General features: G+C 62.8%; 15 protein-coding genes. 7 read left to right on the forward strand and 8 right to left on the reverse strand.

All coding sequences use genetic code 11. The features are described 5' to 3' along the window. Positions 1–24 precede the first annotated feature (24 nt). From AC1Q80_RS20880 to AC1Q80_RS20910, 7 genes are all read left to right on the forward strand, one after another. Positions 25–1,317: a CmpA/NrtA family ABC transporter substrate-binding protein gene (locus AC1Q80_RS20880; RefSeq protein ID WP_492361673.1), complete on the forward strand. Its 1,293-nt coding sequence runs from the start codon at positions 25–27 to the stop codon at positions 1,315–1,317. A 63-nt stretch (positions 1,318–1,380) separates the two neighbouring features. Continuing rightward, positions 1,381–2,274, forward strand: a complete 894-nt coding sequence (gene ntrB, locus AC1Q80_RS20885) for a nitrate ABC transporter permease (protein ID WP_173421390.1) — start codon at positions 1,381–1,383, stop codon at positions 2,272–2,274. A gap of 14 nt (positions 2,275–2,288) precedes the next feature. Beyond that, the gene (locus AC1Q80_RS20890) at positions 2,289–3,089 is read left to right on the forward strand and encodes an ABC transporter ATP-binding protein (protein ID WP_492361674.1); all 801 of its coding nucleotides are present in this window, start codon (positions 2,289–2,291) and stop codon (positions 3,087–3,089) included. Positions 3,090–3,095: 6 nt separating this feature from the next. Next, positions 3,096–5,555: a nitrite reductase large subunit NirB gene (gene nirB / locus AC1Q80_RS20895; RefSeq protein ID WP_492361675.1), complete on the forward strand. Its 2,460-nt coding sequence runs from the start codon at positions 3,096–3,098 to the stop codon at positions 5,553–5,555. 4 nt (positions 5,556–5,559) lie between these two features. Then, positions 5,560–5,910 (forward strand): nitrite reductase small subunit NirD, encoded by a 351-nt coding sequence (gene nirD / locus AC1Q80_RS20900; protein ID WP_492361729.1) that lies wholly within the window; start codon positions 5,560–5,562, stop codon positions 5,908–5,910. A gap of 2 nt (positions 5,911–5,912) precedes the next feature. Continuing rightward, positions 5,913–8,570: a nitrate reductase gene (locus tag AC1Q80_RS20905; RefSeq protein ID WP_492361676.1), complete on the forward strand. Its 2,658-nt coding sequence runs from the start codon at positions 5,913–5,915 to the stop codon at positions 8,568–8,570. Continuing rightward, a complete protein-coding gene (locus tag AC1Q80_RS20910) occupies positions 8,542–9,894 on the forward strand; it encodes a siroheme synthase family protein (RefSeq protein WP_492361677.1) in 1,353 nt (450 codons plus the stop codon). The genes AC1Q80_RS20905 and AC1Q80_RS20910 overlap by 29 nt, the downstream gene beginning before the upstream one ends. Here AC1Q80_RS20910 and AC1Q80_RS20915 read toward each other — a convergent pair. From AC1Q80_RS20915 to AC1Q80_RS20950, 8 genes are all read right to left on the reverse strand, one after another. Beyond that, the gene (locus tag AC1Q80_RS20915) at positions 9,891–10,703 is read right to left on the reverse strand and encodes a nickel-binding protein (RefSeq protein ID WP_173421396.1); all 813 of its coding nucleotides are present in this window, start codon (positions 10,701–10,703) and stop codon (positions 9,891–9,893) included. The two genes, AC1Q80_RS20910 and AC1Q80_RS20915, sit on opposite strands and share 4 nt — an antisense overlap. A 188-nt stretch (positions 10,704–10,891) precedes the next feature. Further along, a complete protein-coding gene (locus AC1Q80_RS20920; protein WP_492361678.1) occupies positions 10,892–11,983 on the reverse strand; it encodes an ABC transporter ATP-binding protein in 1,092 nt (363 codons plus the stop codon). Between the two features lie 3 nt (positions 11,984–11,986). Beyond that, on the reverse strand, positions 11,987–13,033 hold the full coding sequence (locus AC1Q80_RS20925; RefSeq protein WP_492361679.1) for an NAD(P)-dependent alcohol dehydrogenase: 1,047 nt from the start codon (positions 13,031–13,033) through the stop codon (positions 11,987–11,989). 17 nt (positions 13,034–13,050) lie between these two features. Further along, positions 13,051–13,872: a carbohydrate ABC transporter permease gene (locus tag AC1Q80_RS20930; protein WP_492361680.1), complete on the reverse strand. Its 822-nt coding sequence runs from the start codon at positions 13,870–13,872 to the stop codon at positions 13,051–13,053. Continuing rightward, entirely contained in the window at positions 13,872–14,732 is an 861-nt protein-coding gene (locus AC1Q80_RS20935) for a carbohydrate ABC transporter permease (RefSeq protein WP_492361681.1), read from the reverse strand. Before AC1Q80_RS20935 ends, AC1Q80_RS20930 begins: the two co-directional genes overlap by 1 nt. 101 nt (positions 14,733–14,833) lie before the next feature. Beyond that, positions 14,834–16,111: an ABC transporter substrate-binding protein gene (locus AC1Q80_RS20940; RefSeq protein ID WP_492361682.1), complete on the reverse strand. Its 1,278-nt coding sequence runs from the start codon at positions 16,109–16,111 to the stop codon at positions 14,834–14,836. A 239-nt stretch (positions 16,112–16,350) separates the two neighbouring features. Beyond that, positions 16,351–17,235, reverse strand: a complete 885-nt coding sequence (locus AC1Q80_RS20945) for an AraC family transcriptional regulator (protein ID WP_209789139.1) — start codon at positions 17,233–17,235, stop codon at positions 16,351–16,353. Positions 17,236–17,469: 234 nt separating this feature from the next. Continuing rightward, entirely contained in the window at positions 17,470–19,278 is a 1,809-nt protein-coding gene (locus tag AC1Q80_RS20950; RefSeq protein WP_492361683.1) for a sensor histidine kinase, read from the reverse strand. Positions 19,279–19,282 lie beyond the last annotated feature (4 nt).

Here is a 19,282-nt window from a genome sequence, read left to right on the forward strand (position 1 = left end):
CGGCAGCAGCAGAGGAACCTGCGCATGACCAAGTTTTTGACCGGCGGACTGACCCGTCGCAGCCTGCTGAAGACCACAGCGACGGCCGCCCTTTTCGGTGCCGTCAAGACGGCCTTCCCGACCGGCGCCTTTGCACAGTCGGCCGGTCCCGAGACCACCAAGGCCGTTCTCGGCTTCATTGCTCTGACAGACTCCGCGCCGTTGATCATCGCCAAGGAGAAAGGCTTCTTCGACAAGTACGGCATGACCGAAGTCGACGTCGTCAAGCAGGCGTCCTGGGGCACGACGCGTGACAATCTGGTGCTCGGTTCGGACGGTGCCGGCATCGACGGCGCTCATATCCTGACGCCGATGCCCTATCTCATTTCGACCGGCAAGGTGACGCAGAACAACCAGCCGCTGCCGATGGCGATCCTCGCTCGCCTCAACCTCGATGCGCAGGCGATCTCCGTCGGTGGCGCCTATGCCGATCTCAAGGTCGGTCTGGACGCGTCTGCCCTGAAGGAAGCCTTTGCCAGGAAGAAGGTGGAAGGCGCTGCGGCCAAGGTGGCGATGACCTTCCCGGGCGGCACCCATGATCTGTGGCTGCGCTACTGGCTCGCCGCCGGCGGCATCGATCCGGACACGGACGTCGAAACCATCGTCGTCCCGCCGCCGCAGATGGTCGCCAACATGAAGGTCGGCACCATGGACTGTTTCTGCGTCGGCGAGCCGTGGAACGAGCAGCTCGTCAACCAGAAGATCGGTTACACCGCCGTCAACACCGCCGAGATCTGGAACGAGCATCCGGAAAAATCCTTCGCCATGCGCGCCGACTGGGTGGAGAAGAACCCGCGCGCCGCCAAGGCGCTCACCATGGCGATCCAGGAAGCGGCGCAATGGTGCGACGACATGGCCAACAAGGAAGAACTGGCGAAGATCGTCGGCAAGCGCAGCTGGTTCAACGTTCCTCCGAAGGACATCGTCGATCGGCTGAAGGGCGAATACGACTACGGCAACGGCAAGGTCGTCGAGGCCAGCCCGCATCTCATGAAATTCTGGCGAGACCACGCCTCCTATCCCTACCAGAGCCACGATGCATGGTTCCTGACCGAGAACATCCGCTGGGGCAAGTTCGCGCCCGATACCGATATCAAGGCGCTGGTTGCCAAGGTCAATCGCGAGGACATCTGGCGTGAGGCGGCCAAGGATCTCGGCGTTGCCGATATCCCGTCCTCGACATCGCGCGGCATCGAAAAATTCTTCGACGGCAAGGTTTTCGATCCCGCGGACCCGCAGGCCTATCTCAAGAGCCTTTCGATCTCGCGCGTCGCCTGAACCATCGCGGTGCTGGCGGGCGTCGCTCGCCGGCATCCGGTTTCGAATTCCAAGGAGAACGGTATGTCCGTCACCAACCTCAAACTCAAGGACCAGCCGGCGTCGCGGCCTGCGGCCCCCGTGATTGCCTTTACCCGCTCGGTGAAGCAGGCAGGCAGCCGTCCGCTGCTGGCGCGGCTCGCCGCCGGGGCCGCAAACGTCGCGCCGCTCATCGTCACGCTTTCGCTGATCCTCATCGCCTGGCAGATCATCTGTTCGGCGCCCGATTCCAGCCTGCCGTCTCCGACACGGGTGCTTGAGGAAAGCTGGGAGCTGATCGCCCATCCCTTCTATGTCGGCCAGGGCGTCGACCAGGGCCTGTTCTGGCACATTGCGGCGAGCCTGCAGCGGGTGGCCATCGGCTATGCGCTCGCTGCAGTCGTCGGCATCGCGCTCGGTGCACTGGTCGGCCAGAGCCAGCTGGCCATGCGTGGCCTCGATCCGATCTTCCAGGTTCTGCGCACGGTGCCGCCGCTTGCCTGGCTTCCCTTGTCGCTGGCCGCCTTCCAGGACGGTACGCCCTCGGCGATCTTCGTGATCTTCATCACCGCGATCTGGCCGATCATCATCAACACCGCCGTTGGCATCCGCAACATTCCGCAGGACTATCAGAACGTCGCCAAGGTGCTGCGGCTCAATGCCTTCGAGTATTTCGGCAAGATCATGCTGCCGGCGGCAGCCCCCTACATCTTCACCGGTCTTCGCATCGGCATCGGCCTGTCGTGGCTCGCCATCGTCGCCGCCGAAATGCTGATCGGTGGCGTCGGCATCGGCTTCTTCATCTGGGATGCGTGGAACTCGTCGCTGATCAGCGACATCATCGTTGCGCTGATCTACGTCGGGATCGTCGGCTTCTTCCTCGATCGTCTCATCGCCCTCGTCGGCCGCGTCGTCACCCGCGGCACTGCCACCGCGTGAGAAAGGTAAAGATCATGACCAAGAGCTATCTCTCGCTTGAACTGATCGACAAGAGTTTTGAACGCGGCAATGTCAGGACAGAGGTCCTGAAGCAGGTCTCGCTTTCCGTCGACAAGGGCGAATTCATCTCGATCATCGGCCATTCCGGCTGCGGAAAGTCGACGCTGCTCAACATCGTCGCCGGCCTGACACAGGCCACCACCGGCGTGGTGCTGCTCGACGGCCGGGTTGCCGACGAGCCGGGACCGGACCGCGCCGTTGTCTTCCAGAACCACTCGCTGCTGCCCTGGCTGACGGTCTACGAGAACGTTCGCCTCGGCGTCGACAAGGTTTTCGGTTCGACGAAGTCGAAGGCGCAGCGCCATGAATGGACGATGCGCAATCTCGAGCTGGTGCAGATGGCGCATGCCGGCGACAAGCGCCCCTCCGAGGTGTCGGGCGGCATGAAACAGCGCGTCGGCATAGCCCGGGCGCTGGCCATGGAGCCGAAGGTTCTGCTGCTCGACGAGCCGTTCGGCGCGCTCGATGCGCTGACCCGCGCCCACCTGCAGGACCAGGTGATGCAGATCCATGCCGAACTCGGCAACACGGTGCTGATGATCACCCATGATGTCGACGAGGCGGTGCTGCTTTCGGATCGTATCGTCATGATGACCAATGGCCCGTCGGCGCGCATCGGCGAGATCCTCGCCGTGCCGCTTGCCCGTCCGCGCCGGCGCATCGAGCTTGCGGCCGACCGAACCTATCTCAAATGCCGCGAAGCGGTGCTCAAGTTCCTCTACGAGCGCCACCGTTTCGTCGAAGCTGCGGAGTGATTTCCCATGGCTCACCAAGCTCCCGAGAAACTCGTGATCATCGGCAACGGCATGGCGCCCGGCCGAATGCTCGAGGAATTGTTCGAAAAGGCCCCTGATCGTTACGAGGTCACGATCTTCAACGCCGAACCACGCGTCAACTATGATCGCATCATGCTGTCGCCGGTGCTGTCAGGCGAGAAGGCCTATGCGGATATCGTCATCCACGACGACGCCTGGTATGCCGCAAATGGCGTCACCTTGCACAAGGGCGCGAAGGTCGCAGAGATCGACCGGGTCGCTCGCACGGTCACGGCGGAAAACGGCATCACCGCCACCTATGACAAGCTGGTGATCGCCACCGGCTCCAGCCCCTTCATTATTCCGGTGCCCGGCCACCAGTTGCCAGGCGTGCTCGCCTATCGCGATCTCGACGACGTCGAGAAAATGCTCGCCGGCAGCAGGCATGGCGGCCGCGCGATCGTCATCGGCGCCGGTCTGCTCGGTCTCGAGGCGGCCTATGGTCTCAAGCGTCAGGGCATGGACGTTACCGTCATCCACCTGATGCCGACGATCATGGAGCGGCAGCTCGATCCGGCCGCCGCCTATCTGCTCGAAAAGGCGCTCACCGAACGCGGCATCGAGATCGTAACCAAGGCCAATACCAAGCGCATCCTGGGGGAAGCGAAGGTCGAGGGTATCGAGCTCGAGGACGGCCGCATCATCGAGGGGTCGATGGTCGTCATGGCCGTCGGCATTCGTCCGGCGTCAAATCTGGCGAAGGAGGCGGGTATCGCCGTCAACCGCGGCATCGTCGTCGACGACGGCATGATGACGTCGGATGCGGCTGTCTATGCGCTCGGCGAATGCGCCGAACATCGCGGGACCTGCTACGGCCTCGTGGCGCCGCTATATGAGAGCGCCCGGGTGCTTGCCGATCGGCTCGCCGGCGGCGAGGCGGAATATCATGGCTCGGTCACCAACACGAAGCTGAAGGTCACCGGCATCAATCTCTTCTCCGCCGGCGACTTTGCCGATGGCGAAGGTCGCGAGGAGATCGTCCTGCGCGATGCGACTGCCGGCGTCTACAAGCGTCTCGTGCTCAGGGAAAACCGTATCATCGGTGCCGTCCTCTACGGTGAGACATCGGACGGATCCTGGTTCTTCGATCTGATGAAGAAGGGCGCTGATATCACCGCCATGCGCGAAACCCTGATTTTTGGCCAGGCCTATCAGGGAGGGTCGCCGCTGGACCCTACGGCGGCCGTTGCAGCCTTGCCGGATGATGCGGAAATCTGCGGCTGCAACGGCGTGTGCAAGGGGAAGATCGTCGCGACGATTACCGGCAAGGGACTGACGTCGCTCGACGAGGTGCGTGCCCATACCAAGGCGTCCGCATCCTGCGGCTCCTGCACCGGGCTTGTCGAGCAGGTGATGTCGCTGACATTGGGCGAAGCCTACAATCCCGCCGCCGTCCAGCCGATGTGCACCTGCACCGAACTCGGCCACGACGATGTCCGCCGACTGATCAAGGCCAAGGGGCTGAAGACCATTCCCGCCGTCATGCAGGAACTGGAGTGGAAGACGTCCTGCGGCTGCGCCAAATGTCGGCCGGCGCTCAACTATTATCTCGTCAGCGACTGGCCCGACGAATACGCCGACGACTATCAGTCCCGCTTCATCAACGAGCGTGTGCACGCCAACATCCAGAAGGACGGTACCTATTCGGTCGTTCCGCGCATGTGGGGCGGCGTCACCAACTCTCAGGAATTGCGGGCGATCGCCGACGTGGTCGACAAGTTCGAGATCCCGATGGTCAAGGTCACTGGCGGTCAGCGCATCGATCTTCTCGGCATCGAGAAGGAAGATCTTCCCGCCGTCTGGGCCGATCTCGGCAAGGCCGGCTTCGTCTCCGGTCAGGCCTATGCCAAGGGCCTGCGCACGGTCAAGACCTGCGTCGGCTCGGACTGGTGCCGGTTCGGCACCCAGGATTCGACCGGGCTCGGCATCCGCATCGAGAAATTCATGTGGGGATCCTGGACGCCTGCCAAGCTGAAGCTGGCGGTGTCCGGTTGTCCGAGAAACTGCGCCGAAGCGACCTGCAAGGATATCGGCGTCATCTGCGTCGACAGCGGCTTCGAGATCCACTTCGCCGGTGCCGCCGGGCTCGACATCAAGGGCACCGAGGTTCTCGGTCTGGTGAGGACCGAGGACGAGGCGCTCGAGCACATCGTCGCGCTGACGCAGATGTACCGCGAGCAGGGCCGCTATCTCGAGCGTATCTACAAATGGGCCAAGCGCATTGGCGTCGAGGAGATCCGCCGTCAGATCATGGGCGACGCCGAACGGCGCAAGGCGTTCTTCGACCGCTTCGTCTTCAGCCAGAAATTCGCCCAGGTCGATCCCTGGTCGGAGCGTGTCTCCGGCAAGGACAAGCACGAGTTCCGGCCGATGGCGACGGTCGGCTTTTCGCAAGCTGCGGAGTGAGATGATGGATATGAACTGGCCAACAGAAAACTGGCACCCAATCGGTGATATTTCCGACATTCCGTTGAGGGGCGCACGCTGCGTGCGAACACCTCAAGGCAAGATCGCCGTCTTCCGCACCGCCGAGAACGAGGTTTTCGCCATCGAGGACCATTGCCCGCACAAGGGCGGGCCGCTGTCGCAGGGCATCGTGCACGGCACGGCCGTCACCTGCCCCTTGCACAACTGGGTCATTTCACTCGAAACCGGCAAGGCGCTGGGTGCGGACGAGGGGGCCGTGCGCACGATCCCCGTGCGCAACGATGGCGGCGTGCTCTTCATCGCACTCAAAAGCCTGATGATCGCGGCGGAGTAGTCATGGCAACCGAGGTCAAGACCACCTGTCCCTATTGCGGTGTCGGCTGCGGCGTGATCGCGACGGTTGGCGATGACGGCGGCGTTGGCGTGAAGGGCGACCCGGACCATCCGGCCAACTTTGGCCGGCTTTGTTCCAAGGGCTCGGCACTGGCCGAGACACTCGATCTCGATGGCCGGCTGCTTTATCCCGAGATCGATGGCGAACGCGTGGATTGGGATGAGGCGCTCGACCGCGTTGCCGAGCGTTTTTCACGGACGATTGCCGAACATGGTCCGGATTCGGTTGCCTTCTACGTCTCGGGGCAATTGCTGACGGAAGACTATTATGTCGCCAACAAGCTGATGAAGGGCTTCATCGGCTCGGGCAACATCGACACCAATTCGCGCCTGTGCATGTCGTCGTCCGTGGCCGGCCATCGCCGTGCCTTCGGCGCCGACACCGTGCCCGGCTGCTACGAGGATCTGGAACTGGCGGATCTTGTCATCCTGACCGGCTCCAACCTCGCCTGGTGTCATCCGGTCCTCTACCAGCGCCTGGCGGCGGCCAAGGCCGCGCGGCCGCAAATGCGAGTCCTCGTCATCGATCCGCGCCGCACTATGACCGCCGATATCGCCGATCTTCATCTGGCGATCCGCCCGGATGGCGACGTCGCGCTCTTCAACGGTTTGTTCAAGCATCTGGCCGCAAGCGCGGCGGTCGATCATGATTACGTCTCAGCGCACACCAGCGGTTTCGCCGAGGCGTTGTCGTCGGCAGGCACACTCGACGAGGCCGCACTCGTCGAGGCGACCGGGCTTGCCATATCGGAAGTCGCGGCCTTCTTCCGGCTTTTCGAAACGACCGAACGGGTCGTCACCTGCTACAGCCAGGGGGTCAACCAGTCGGTGGCAGGCACCGACAAGGTCAACGCCATCATCAACTGCCATCTGGCAACCGGCCGCATCGGCCGGCCCGGCATGGGGCCGTTCTCGCTGACCGGCCAGCCCAATGCCATGGGCGGCCGCGAGGTTGGCGGTCTTGCCAACATGCTCGCCGCCCATCTGGATATCGAGAAGTCGGCACACCGCGATCAGGTCAGGCGCTTCTGGGGCGCGCCCGCCTTGGCGTCGAAACCGGGTCTCAAGGCCGTCGACATGTTTCGCGCGGTCGCCGACGGACGCATCAAGGCGATCTGGATCATGGCGACCAATCCCGTTGTCTCCATGCCGGATGCCGATGCGGTCGAGGCGGCGCTCAAGGCCTGTCCCTTCGTCGTCGTCTCCGATGTCTTGAAACAGACCGATACGACCCGCCACGCCCATATGCTGCTGCCCTCGCTTGGCTGGGGCGAGAAGGATGGGACCGTTACGAACTCCGAGCGCCGCATCTCCCGCCAACGCGGTTTCCTGCCGCCCCCCGGCGAGGCGCGAGCCGATTGGTGGCAACTGGCCGAAGTCGGGCATCGCATGGGCTTTTCAGGTGCGTTTGCCTATGCGTCGCCGTGCGAAATCTTTGCCGAACATGCCGGCCTTTCCAGCTTCGAAAACGACGGGCGGCGCGACTTCGATATCGGCGCCCATGCCGAAATCGATCGCCCGCACTATGATGAACTGCAGCCATTCCAATGGCCGCAGCCGCGCGGCACGGAAAGCGTGACGACGCGCTTCTTCGCCGACGGCGGCTTCTATCATCCGGACGGTCGCGCGCGCTTCGTCGCGGCGGCAAGTGGGGTCGCTGATCGCCTTAGCGCTGCCTTTCCCTTCACCCTCAACACCGGCCGGGTGCGCGACCACTGGCATACGATGACCCGGACGGGAAAAAGCCCGCGGCTTTCCGCCCACATCGGCGAGCCCTTCGTCGAAATCCATCCACGGGACGCGATGGAACTTGGCCTGTCGCCCGCCGATCTCGTGGCACTGGAAAGCCCCTATGGTACGTCGATCGTTCGGGCGCTGATTACCGAACGTCAGGCGCGTGGCAACCTCTTCGTGCCCATGCATTGGAGCGACCAGTTCGCGGCAAAGGCCCGCATCGATGCCTTGGTGCCGCCGATCACCGACCCCGTCTCCGGCCAACCCGCCTCCAAGAACGTTGCCGTTTCCGCTCGGCGCTTCGCCGCCTCCGCCTATGGGTTTGCGGTGAGTGCCGCAAAGCCACGAGGGCTCGATTGTGCCTATTGGGCGCTGGCAAAGGCAAAGAGCGGGTGGCGGCTGGAGCTGGCGGTCGGGCGTGCGCCCGAGGATTGGGTCGGCTGGTGCCGCCGCATCTTCGACCTCCCCGGTGAGGTCGAGCCTATCGGCTATGCCGACGGGCCGTCCGGCCATCGCCGGCTTGCCTTTTTCGATGGCGACCGGCTTTTGCTGGCGCTGTATCTCGCGCCGGAGCCCGTCGCCGTTGCCCGCAACTGGGCGGTCGAGCAGCTCAGCATTTCGCATGGAGATCTGCGCCTGCGCTTCGCGCTCGTGGCCGGCCGTCCGGGCGCGGACAAGCCTGATCCGGGTGCCACCGTCTGCTCCTGCTTCAATGTCGGCGTCAATCAGATCGTTGCAGCGGTGCGCAACGGCTGCCGCACGGTCGAAGCCGTCGGCCAGACACTCAATGCCGGAACCAACTGCGGCTCCTGCCGCGCCGAGATCAGGGGGATCGTCGATGGATGCCTTGCTGCTGCCGCGGAATGAAAAACCCTTGCGCGCCGAGCGACCGCGCATGATGCCTCTGGCGAAGCTCCCGGTTTTCTGGGCGCTCGAGGGTCGCCGCGTCGCTTTGGTCGGTGGATCCGACGCCGCCGTCTGGAAAGCCGAATTGTTGGCGGCCTGCGGCGCTGAGGTTCACGTCTATGCGCCGAGCGGGGATCTGGGAGAGGTCTGTGCCCGCCTGATTGCGGGGAGGGCCCCGCACCCGCAGGGCAGCTTCGTGCATCACAACGTGGCCTGGACGCCCGAGGTGCTCGCCGGTGCGGCGCTCGCGATTGCCGACTGCGAAACGGAGGAGGAGGCGCAGGCATTCTGTCAGGCGGCGCGGGATGCGGGCGTCCCTGCCAATGTCATCGACAAGCCGGCTTACTGCCAGTTCCAGTTCGGATCGATCGTCAACCGTTCTCCTGTCGTGGTCTCGATCTCGACGGACGGTGCGGCGCCGATCCTCGCGCAAGCGATCCGCAGGCGCATCGAGACGCTGCTGCCGCCGGCTCTTAAGGATTGGGCCTCACTGGCGCAGACGCTCCGCGAAACGGTCAATGCGCGGCTGAAGGCGGGTGCGGCGCGGCGCGCTTTCTGGGAACGTTTTGTCGATCGGGCCTTTCAGGAGACACCGGAGGAGGGTGTCGAGATGCGGCTGGTGACGGAAATGGATCGCTTCTCGGCGAACCGGACCGACACCGGCCGCGTCACGCTCGTCGGCGCCGGCCCCGGCGGGGCGGAGCATCTGACGCTGAAGGCGGTGCGCGCCCTTCAGGCAGCCGATGTCATCCTTTTCGACCACGGCATTTCCGATGAGGTGCTGGAACTTGCCCGACGTGAGGCTACCCGCCTTCCCGTCGATGAGCGCAGCGGCCGCACGTGCCATGGGCAGGAGGACGTCCACGGCACGGTGGTGTCGCTGGCGCGTGCCGGCAAGCATGTCGTCCGCCTGACATCCGGTGACCCGGTGACGTCCGAGGGGGCCGGCGAAGAGATCGTCCGGTTGCGTCACCAGGGCATACTGGCCGACGTCGTCCCGGGTGTTGCGGTGACGAATGGTGAGATCGCCCGGCTTGGTGTCCCTCGCCCAGCACGTAACTCTGCCGATCCCATCCCTCGTCATCCGGGCCGATGGTCAATGCAACCGTCAAAACTTCGCTCCGGACCGGGCCGGGATCGGGGCGGGCCCTTCGAACACGGTATCGCGCACGAGGCGAAGCGGCCGGCGGACCGCAGTCCTCTGACAAGCGGCCGACCAATCGCGGATGCATTTGCAAGGTTTGCGCTCCTGATCACCTCACGGGCGGGCGCAGGCGGCAGCTAACCCAGCCATTCGCATCGATAGGCCATAACGGGTTTTGCGAAGCCCTTCAGCTTATGGCGGGCGCCATGGGTGAAGACATCGACCTTGCCATACTCCTGGAAAATGTTCTCCGAAATCAGGATTTGATCGCTACGGGCGGCAGCGCAAAGCCTTGCTGCCAGCTGCACCGTCGTGCCGAAGAGATCATTGCTGTCTTCGACAGGTTCGCCACAATCCAGTCCGATGCGGATGTGGATAGGTTCGCCATTGCCTGCGTTGTAGCGGTGGAACTCGCGTTGGATATCAATCGCGCAGTCGACTGCAAATGCCGTGGAAGAGAACGCCGCCATAATCCCATCCCCGGTGTGCTTGACCTCGCGACCGGATAGTCGTCCCAGGCAGCTGCGAACGAGAGCGTCGTGCGCTCTGATGAGTTCCGTGGCCATGCGATCGCCGAGACGCGATGTCATTTCGGTGGATCCGACGATATCGGTGAAAAGGATTGCCCGGTGACCGGGGTCCATGTCTTTCGAGATCGCACCCGCCGCCTCCGGATCCTGTATTCGCCCGAGAAATGCCTCGACGGCAGACAGGGCAACCTCCACGACTTCGCCTGCGATGAACCCATGCGCCTCCCGGTGCACGCACTGCGCGGTTTCAGCATCCGGCGCGTCGATGAGGCAAAACGTCGTTCCGCGCCTGTGGTCAAACCAGTAAGTCAGGAACTTGACGCCATACTGGTCCTGTATGCTGAGATCTTTGAGGTGCGCTTCGGCGACATCCTCGGCAGAAGCGCCCGCAAGATCGTGCCGGTCCATGAAGATAGGCATTCGTTCGCTCCCCAGGGGACCGTCGCCACAGCCGGCCAGCAGTCTACGACAGTCCCGGATTATCGTCTATCTCGGACCGCGTGACGGCAGGACGATGGTTCGATCGAACAGATGCAAAGGGATCGGGCGCGCTCGGTTGATGCAACGGCCCGCTCCAAAACCTGGCTGTCGGGCCGGCGCTGTGTCCGTCACATCCTCAGAAGGGACAGTCCCGTTGCTTGATCGAACAGATGGATGCTGTCCTCGTCGACAGCAAATGAAACGGGATCACCCGGCTTCGGGCAGCCGTTGGCCTTGACCAGCGCACCGATTTCGCAACCGGCGAAGACAAACGTCACCAGTGCGTCATTGCCATGAAATTCCACGAGATCGGCCATGCCGGCGACGACGTTCGTGCGGGCCGCCGACGGCTCCTGCATCAGCAGGTCGGCGGGGCGAAAGCCGAGAACGACCTTCTGGCCCGGGGCCAGAGCAAACCTTTTTCTGGAAACACGGAAATCGACGCCGGCACTGCGCAGCGCCCATCCGTCCTCCACCTTCTCTGCCGATACGTCGATGAAGTTCATGTTGGGCGTGCCGATGAAACCCGCCACGAACAGCGTTCTCGGTCGGTCGTAGATCTCGGCCGGCGTGCCGACCTGTTCGATCGCGCCGCCTTTCATCAGCACGATCCGGTCGGCGAGCGTCATTGCTTCCAGCTGGTCGTGGGTGACATAGATCGTCGTCGTCTTCAGCTTCTGATGCAGCCGCGCGATCTCGACCCGCATGTGGTTGCGAAGCTTCGCATCGAGATTGGAGAGCGGCTCGTCGAAGAGAAACACCCGCGGCGTCTTGATCATGGCGCGGGCGATCGCCACGCGCTGCTGCTGGCCGCCGGAGAGCTCGGTCGGCTTGCGCTGCAAATAGGGGTCGAGACCGAGCGTCGCAGCCACCGCGCGAATGCGCTGGTCGATCTCCGGCTTTGGCACCTTCATCCGCTTCAGACCGAAGGCAATATTGTCGTAGATCGTCATGTGCGGATAGAGCGCGTAGTTCTGGAACACCATCGCCACGCCGCGGTCGCGTGGTGGCAGATCGTTGACGGTTTTTCCGCCGATCATCACCTTTCCGCCAGAGATGTCCTCCAGTCCGGCGATCATCCTGAGAAGGGTCGACTTGCCGCAACCGGAGGGCCCGAGGAAAACGATGAACTCATGGTCGGCCACATCGAGGTTGAAATCCCTGATGACGTTGACGGCACCGTATTGCTTGTCGACATTTGAGCAGACGATATTCGCCATGACCTATTCCTCCCCGCTGCCGATGAGAATCTGAAGCTTGACGTCGGACGGACGCGCAGCGGCGGCCCGCTCGAAAGCGCTGATGCTGTCCTTGAAGCGGAATGTCCCGGTAATCAGCGGCTTGAGGTCCACTTTCCCTGATGCAATCAGTTGCAGCGCGCGATCGAAGATGTTGGCGTAACGAAAGACGGTCTCGATCCTGACTTCCTTCGAGATCGCGCCCGGCACATCGAAGGTGACCGCCTCGACGGGCAGACCGACGAGAACGAGGGCGCCGCCGGGGCGAACCAGCTCGAAGATGCCGGCAAATGCCTTGGCACTGCCGCTCGCCTCGAAGACGACGTCCGCTCCCCAGCCGCCGGTTTCCGCGGCGATGGTCTCGGCAAAGGATCGTTCAGCGATGTTGACCGGGGTGATGCCGGGGTATTGCCCGGCGATTGCAAGCTTCTCGGCGCTGAAGTCGGAGATGAAGACGCGGCTGCATCCGCCTGCGAGCGCGGCGAGCGCGACCATGATGCCGATCGGGCCGCAGCCGATGACTGCCGCCACGTCGCCGGGCGCGATGCGGGCCCGGGCGGCTGCCTGCATGCCGATGGCGAAGGGCTCGACCATGGCGCCTTCGGCAAACGACACGTTTTCGGGCAGCCTGTAAGTGAAGGCGGCGGGGTGCACGACCTCAGGCGTCAGCACGCCGTGGATCGGTGGCGTTGCCCAGAAGCGCACCTTCGGATCGACATTGTAGAGACCGAGTTTCGAGGCGCGGGACGACAGGTCCGGCACGCCCGGCTCCATGCAGACCCGGTCGCCGACCTGCAGACTGCCGACATTGCTGCCGAGCTCGATGACGGTTCCCGCAGCCTCATGTCCGAGCACCATCGGCTCGCGCACGACATAGGGGCCGATCGCGCCATGGGTGTAGTAGTGCACGTCACTGCCGCAGACGCCGACGGTATGGATGGCGATCTTGACGTCATCCGGGCCAAGTTCGAGGGGGAGTTCGATCTCCCTCAGCGACAGGACGCCCTTCTCTTCGAGGACCAACGCTTGCATGAAAGCTTTCCTTATTGTCACGATGTCTTGCGCTTGAAGGCGCTGTTGAGCATGCCGCTGAGCACTCCGATGAAGAGCAGCGGTGGTATCGAGAGGAGAACGACGGAGGCATTGAGGATGCCCCAGGGCACGTCGCGGCCGAGCTGCGTCAGCTCCGAAGCGACGATCGGCAAGGTCTTGGCATCCGATGTCGTCAGCATCAGCGCGATCAGGAACTCGTTCCAGACCAGCACGAAGGCAAAGGCAACGGCGCCGATCAGCGATCGGAGCGCGACGGGCAGCGCGATCAGGAAGAAGATCGCATAGGGTCCGTAGCCATCGACCCTAGCGGCCTCCTCGACCTCTTTCGGGACCCTCGCGAAGGCCGGCACACTGAGCCAGATGACGGTTGCGAGCGTCAGCAGGGTGTAGGTGACGATCATCGAGAGGCGTGTGTCGTAGAGGCCGAAGTCGAGCCAGATGACCATCAGCGGGATGGCGATCGCCACCGGCGGCAGAAAGCGCAGCGAAAGCACGAAGAACTGGATATCGCCCGACCAGCGATTGGGGTAACGCGCAATCGCATATGCCGCAGGAAGCCCCAGAAGCGCACCGATCAGAACGGAGGCCCCCGAGATGATCAGCGAGTTGATCAGCCCGGCAAAGACGCTCTCGCGTCCGAGCACATAGGCGAAGTTGTCGAGCGTCGGTGTGAAGAAGAACAGCGGGGTCGGGGTGACGATATCGACCCGGTTCTTGAAGGCATTGAGCAATGTCCAGAAGACGGGGAAAACAGCGGAGAACGCCGCGAGGAGCAGAAGGATGCGGCCGACCACGCGGCCGAGCTTGTGGGCGTTCATCACTGGACCCTCTTCCAGATGAAGGTAAAGGCGATGGAGGTGGCAATCATCATCAGGACGGCCATGCTCGATGCGTAGGAAATCCGTCCGGACTCGATGAAGCCTTGGGAAAAGGCGTACATGTCGAGCGTTTCCGTCGTGATGCCGGGGCCGCCACGCGTCATCACGTAAATCAGGTCGAAGGCGCGAAGCGACTCGATCATCTTGACGAATGTGAGCGAGATCAGCGGCGCCTTCAGCATCGGGATGGCGATGTGGGTGTAGATCTCCCAGGTGCGGGCATGATCGAGGCGGGCCGCCTCAAACGGTTGCGGCGGCAAGGTCTCCAGAAGCTTGAGCACGATGACCGAGAAGAACAGCCCCCATTGCCAGACGTCGACCAGCGCCACGGTCGCAAGCGCGGTTGCCGGATTGGACAGCAGGTCGAGCGGCCGGCCGGTGATGGCCTTGTAGGGGTAAGTGGCGATGCCGTAGAGCGGATGGAATGCAAACTTCCAGACGAAAGCCGCCGAGACACGCGGTAGGATCACCGGCATCAGAAAGAGAAGGGCCAGCATGTTTCGCATGCGCGGCGCGGCACATTCGAACAGAAGTATGCCGAGGCCGACGGCTACGATCAACGTCATGCCGACCGTCACCGCTTCCCATGTCAGCGATACGCCGATGGCATTGATGAAACGGCGGTCGGAAAAGAGGTCGATGTAATTGGCGAGCCCGACGAAGTCGCCGACGGGGCGGCTGAGTTCGCGGTTCTGCAAGGAAATATAGATCGCGTAGACAGTCGGCACGAATGCGAGCACGGCCAGGATCATCATCGCCGGGGTCAGGAAGACCGCCGGCAGACTGTTTTTCTGTTTCATGGGATAGACATCCTACGGCAAGGGGCGGGCGTGCTTCCGGCTGGGTGAAGCGGCTCCGGCAAGGGGGCATCCTGCCGGAGCGATCAGTCGGGTCTGCCTGCCTATTGGCTGCGGGCCACGAGCTCCTTGGCGAACCCGTCGAGTTCGTTGAGGCCATCCTTGATATCGGTACGGGTGCCGGTGATCAGCTCTTCGAGGATGATGCCCCAGCGGTCGCCAAGATCGGGCCATTGCGGGTTCTGCCAGAAGTTGACGGCGGTCACCTTGCCGGTGTCGGCAAGCGCCTGGCCGAGATCCGGACCGTAGAGTTCGGCGAATTTCTTGCTGGTCATGATGCTGGTGCGATTGAGTTCGCTGAACTGATTGGCCTCCAGCCGCCGGTTCTCATTTTCCTTCGACGTCGCCCAGGCGATGAACAGGCCGGCGCAGGCCTTGGACGCCTCGTCCTTGTTGGCCTTGGCACCGATCGCCAGGCCGTGACCGTAGCCGCCTCCCGTCAGCGGTGCCGGCGGTGGCAGATAGCCGACCTTGCCGGCGACCTTCGACGACTTCGGATCGATCGCCATGCCGACAAGCGGGGTGGATTCGATCAGCATCGCCACCTGGCCCGACGTGAAGGCGCCAACGGCCTCGTCCCAACCGCCGGTCTGACTGCCGGGCGCGGAGTATTTGAACAGCTCGAGATAGGTTTCGGTTGCTTTGATCGCCTGCTCGCCGTCGAACACGGGCGTCTTGCCGTCGAACCAGTTGCCGCCGAAGCCTTTGAAGAAGGGCATCCAGCGCCAGACATTCGCGCCGGAGCCTCGCTGGCCGCGAAGGGCGGTGCCGTAGATGCCCTGGTCGGGTTGGTTGAGCTTCTTCACCGCGGCGATATATTCATCAAGCGTCTTCGGCGGTGTTATGCCTGCCGCTTCGAGCAGGTCCTTTCGGTAGACCATGAGGTCGCCGCCGCCGGTGATCGGGGCAAACCAGACCTTGCCGTCATAGGTCGCGACTTTCTGGCGACCCGGATCGAAGTCGGCGTAATCATAGTCCGCGGGATAGTAGTCCAAAAGCGGTGCGACCCAACCGGCCGAGGCGAACAGGGCGACGTTGGCTTCGTCGATGTAATAGACATTGTACTTGCCGATCGTCGAAGCATCGGCCTTCGTCTTGGCGCGGCGATCGTTTTCATTGAGGTAGTCGATCTCGAACGACGCGCCGCCGCTGAGCTTCTCGAACTCGGCCTTGTAGTCCTCGAGCAATGTAAGGCCGTCGCGCGGCTGTGCGAGCACCTTGATCGTATCAGAGCATTCGGCGGCAATTGCAACGGTCGATGCCGTGCTGGAAAGAAGGCATGCGAAGGCGATGCTCGAAACGAGCTTTCTGGCTTTTCTCATGTGATGGACCTCCCCAAGGTCGTAACGACACGCGCCGGAAACTCCTCAGATCGGGCGCATGTCTCTTTGATAGCGAACCGTTTCGCTGGCGGTCATCATAGGCGCTATCGGGACGTGAACTAGCGCCCGCGATGCGCCTGTTCTGTACTTTAATGCGGAGTATGGTCCGGATATGCCTTCAACGTGCCATTGTTCGAGCATTGGTTCATTGCTCGCGGACGCGTGCAGCCGTGAGGATCTCAACTGCGCGAGGTGCGGCGCTGACCCGTCAGGCGGCGGTAGGCCGAGGGTGTCATCCGGTGGTGGCGCAGGAAGGTGCGGTTGAAATTGGAGATGTTGAGATAACCGACTTCAAAGCAGATGTCGGTAATCGGCATGTCGCTTTCTGCAAGCAGCTTGCAGGCCTGCCAGATCCTCAGCTTGTTGACGTGGTCGGTAAAGCTGTTGCCGGTGTTCTTCTTGAAGAACCGCGAGAAGGCCGTGTCGCTCATGCCGGCCGCGGACGCCACGTCGTTTAGGTGGATGTCGGTGGCGATGTTCTCGTAGATATAGGCCAGAGACCGACGGAGCACATCAAGCGATTCCGCGTCCAGTTTCGGCGCGAATTCGGGCGACGACAGCACCTCGTGTTCCCCACTGTTGACGAGCAGATCCAGAAGCTGAACGAAAAGCGAAAGCCGTGACAGCCCTTTCACCTCGCCCATCCGCTCGATCAGTTCGCCACCCCTTGCGCGTGCCTCGCCATGAAAGACGAGGCCGCGCTCGGCCCGGGTGAAAAAATCCTCGAGCTGTGCGAATTCGGGCAAGGCGCCGGTGATCTGCCGGATCCGATCCGGATGGAACTGGATGACGATATCGCGCCCCTCGATGATCTCACCCGGCGCCGTTGCCGTAACCCAGTCATGCGGCAGGTTGCTGCCGATAACGGTCAGGTATCCTGGCGAGAACTCGCCGATGTGGTCGCCGACGAACGCCATGCCGGTGGACTTGCGCAGCAGATGGATCTCGATCTCGGGATGGAAGTTCCAGACGTTGCGCTCCCAGGGGTAATCGTCGAGGCGCCAGAGAAACGTCTCGTTGACGTCGGTAACGATATGCTCGAAGGTCGGGGAATTCGCCGCCATGGATGCCGACTTCGCGCTCAGCGCGGCCTTGGGCGAAGCAGATTTCCGCTTTGCTCCGGCGTTCATGTCATCGCTCCGATCGGCTCATCGCGCTTCGCAAGCGTCCTCCGCCCGTTCCGTCTTCCTCGTCAGAAGAAGCGATAAGATATCTTCCTTTTCGTGTCGAGACGCACCGCGCCTCTGAGAAAGGGTGGCCGGCCTGGGCCTGGCGCGTCATCGCCCGGCGCACTGCCGTTATCGAAGGCTCAGGCCCTCCGTTGTGCCCGCGGCGGGATTTCGCGTTGGTGCTACAGCGTCGACTTCGCTCAAGGCGACACGGATCGCTTCGCTCAGTTCCTCACCGGTGACTGGTTTGTGCAGAATACGAACGCTGCTTGCGCTGACTTCCTTGAGACGTGATGGCGAGGTGTCGCCCGTCAAGATGATTGCCGGAACACGACGACCGATATGGGCGTAAAGGCTTTCGATCGCTTCCAAACCGTTGGCGCCATGCTCGAGGCGGTAGTCGGCAACGACAAGATCGATCGACGCGTCGCCCGCGCTCAGGGCTTCGGCGTGAGTGCTCAGCACATCGCCAACGGATCGACCGGCATAGACGCGATGGCCTTCCAGGGTGAGCAGCCCGGTCATGGCGTCGAGGACGTCCTTCTCGTCTTCCACCAGCATGATGCCCGCGGCAATGCCGGCTGCAGGCAAGGACCGGGAGAGTTGCAGCGGAGACGTTATCGGACGGGCTTTCGGAACGGTGATCGAGAACATGGAGCCGCGTCCGGGAACGGAAACCAGTCTCAAGGGGTGTTGCAGCAGTTCCGCAGTGCGGCGAACGATGGCAAGACCCAGACCCAGGCCCTGTGTGCGGTCCCTTGCCGGGTTCTGCAATTGTACGAACTCCTCGAAGACCATCGCCTGCTGATCCGCCGGGATGCCGCAGCCCGTATCCCACACCTGGATTTCGACCGAGTTGCCGCGTCTGCGGCAACCAAGCAGGATGCTGCCCGTTTTCGTGTAGCGGAAGGCGTTCGACAACAGGTTGTTCAGGATCCGCCGGAGCATCATGGGGTCGCTGTCGACCAGAAGGTCGCTGCCGACGACCCGCAATTGCACGCCGCGATCAGTTGCGTCGGCGATGAACTCATCGCGCAAATCGCGAAAGAGATCGCGCAAGGCCACCGCCTCGTTGGCAATGGTTACGATGCCGGCGTCAAGACGGGAGATATCGAGCAGCGCGTTCAGCAGTCCGCCGAGATTGCCGACCGCGGATTTCGCCCTGGCTGCCAGATCGCGAGCGTCACCGGAGGCGACGTTTCCGCGCTGCCCCAATATCGCAAGTGTGGAGACGAGCAGGCTCAATGCATGGATAGGCTGGCGCAGATCGTGGCTGGCCGCTGCCAGAAAGCGCGTCTTGGCGCGGTCCGCTGCCTGTGCCCGATCGCGTTCCTCCTGCAAGTTGCCGACGAGGCTTTCGTTTTCCAGTCGCAGGCTGACAGTTTCACGCAGCATCCGATAGGTGATGCGGCAGTAGTAGAAATTGATTGCCACAAGCGAGGCGAGCAGGAACAGGAAAGCGCCGGAAATATCGCTGTCCGTGGTAATGCAGCGCACGGCAATTGGCAGAACCGTCACCAGAATAGAGCCGATGAGCGCGGGCGGAAAAGCCGAGAGAGAAGGGACCGTGCCGCAGACGAGGCCAGTCAGCACGATGACCGTGAAGGAGAGCACGATTGGTTCGTCCGGAAGGAACCCGACCCAGCCGAGCGTGCCCCACAGCAGGCCGGATATCCAGGTGAATGCTGCTGCGAGCCAGGCCCATCGCATGATGGACCGGGGGTCTCTTGCGCGGCTGAAGAACCGTCGGGAGGCCAGGACACGGAGGATGATGAGCAGGTAAAGCGCGCCAACCCATCCAGCCAGCCAACTCACCGATACCGTATGCCGAAGGACGGACACGGCGGCGAGAGAAATGACGATGTTGGAGATGACCACGCCATAGGAGTTGCGATACAAAAGCTCGATCAGAGCCTGGCGGATCTTGTCTTCGTGCATTGGC

The organism is Ensifer sp. GW823-FHT05D09 (assembly GCF_058795755.1).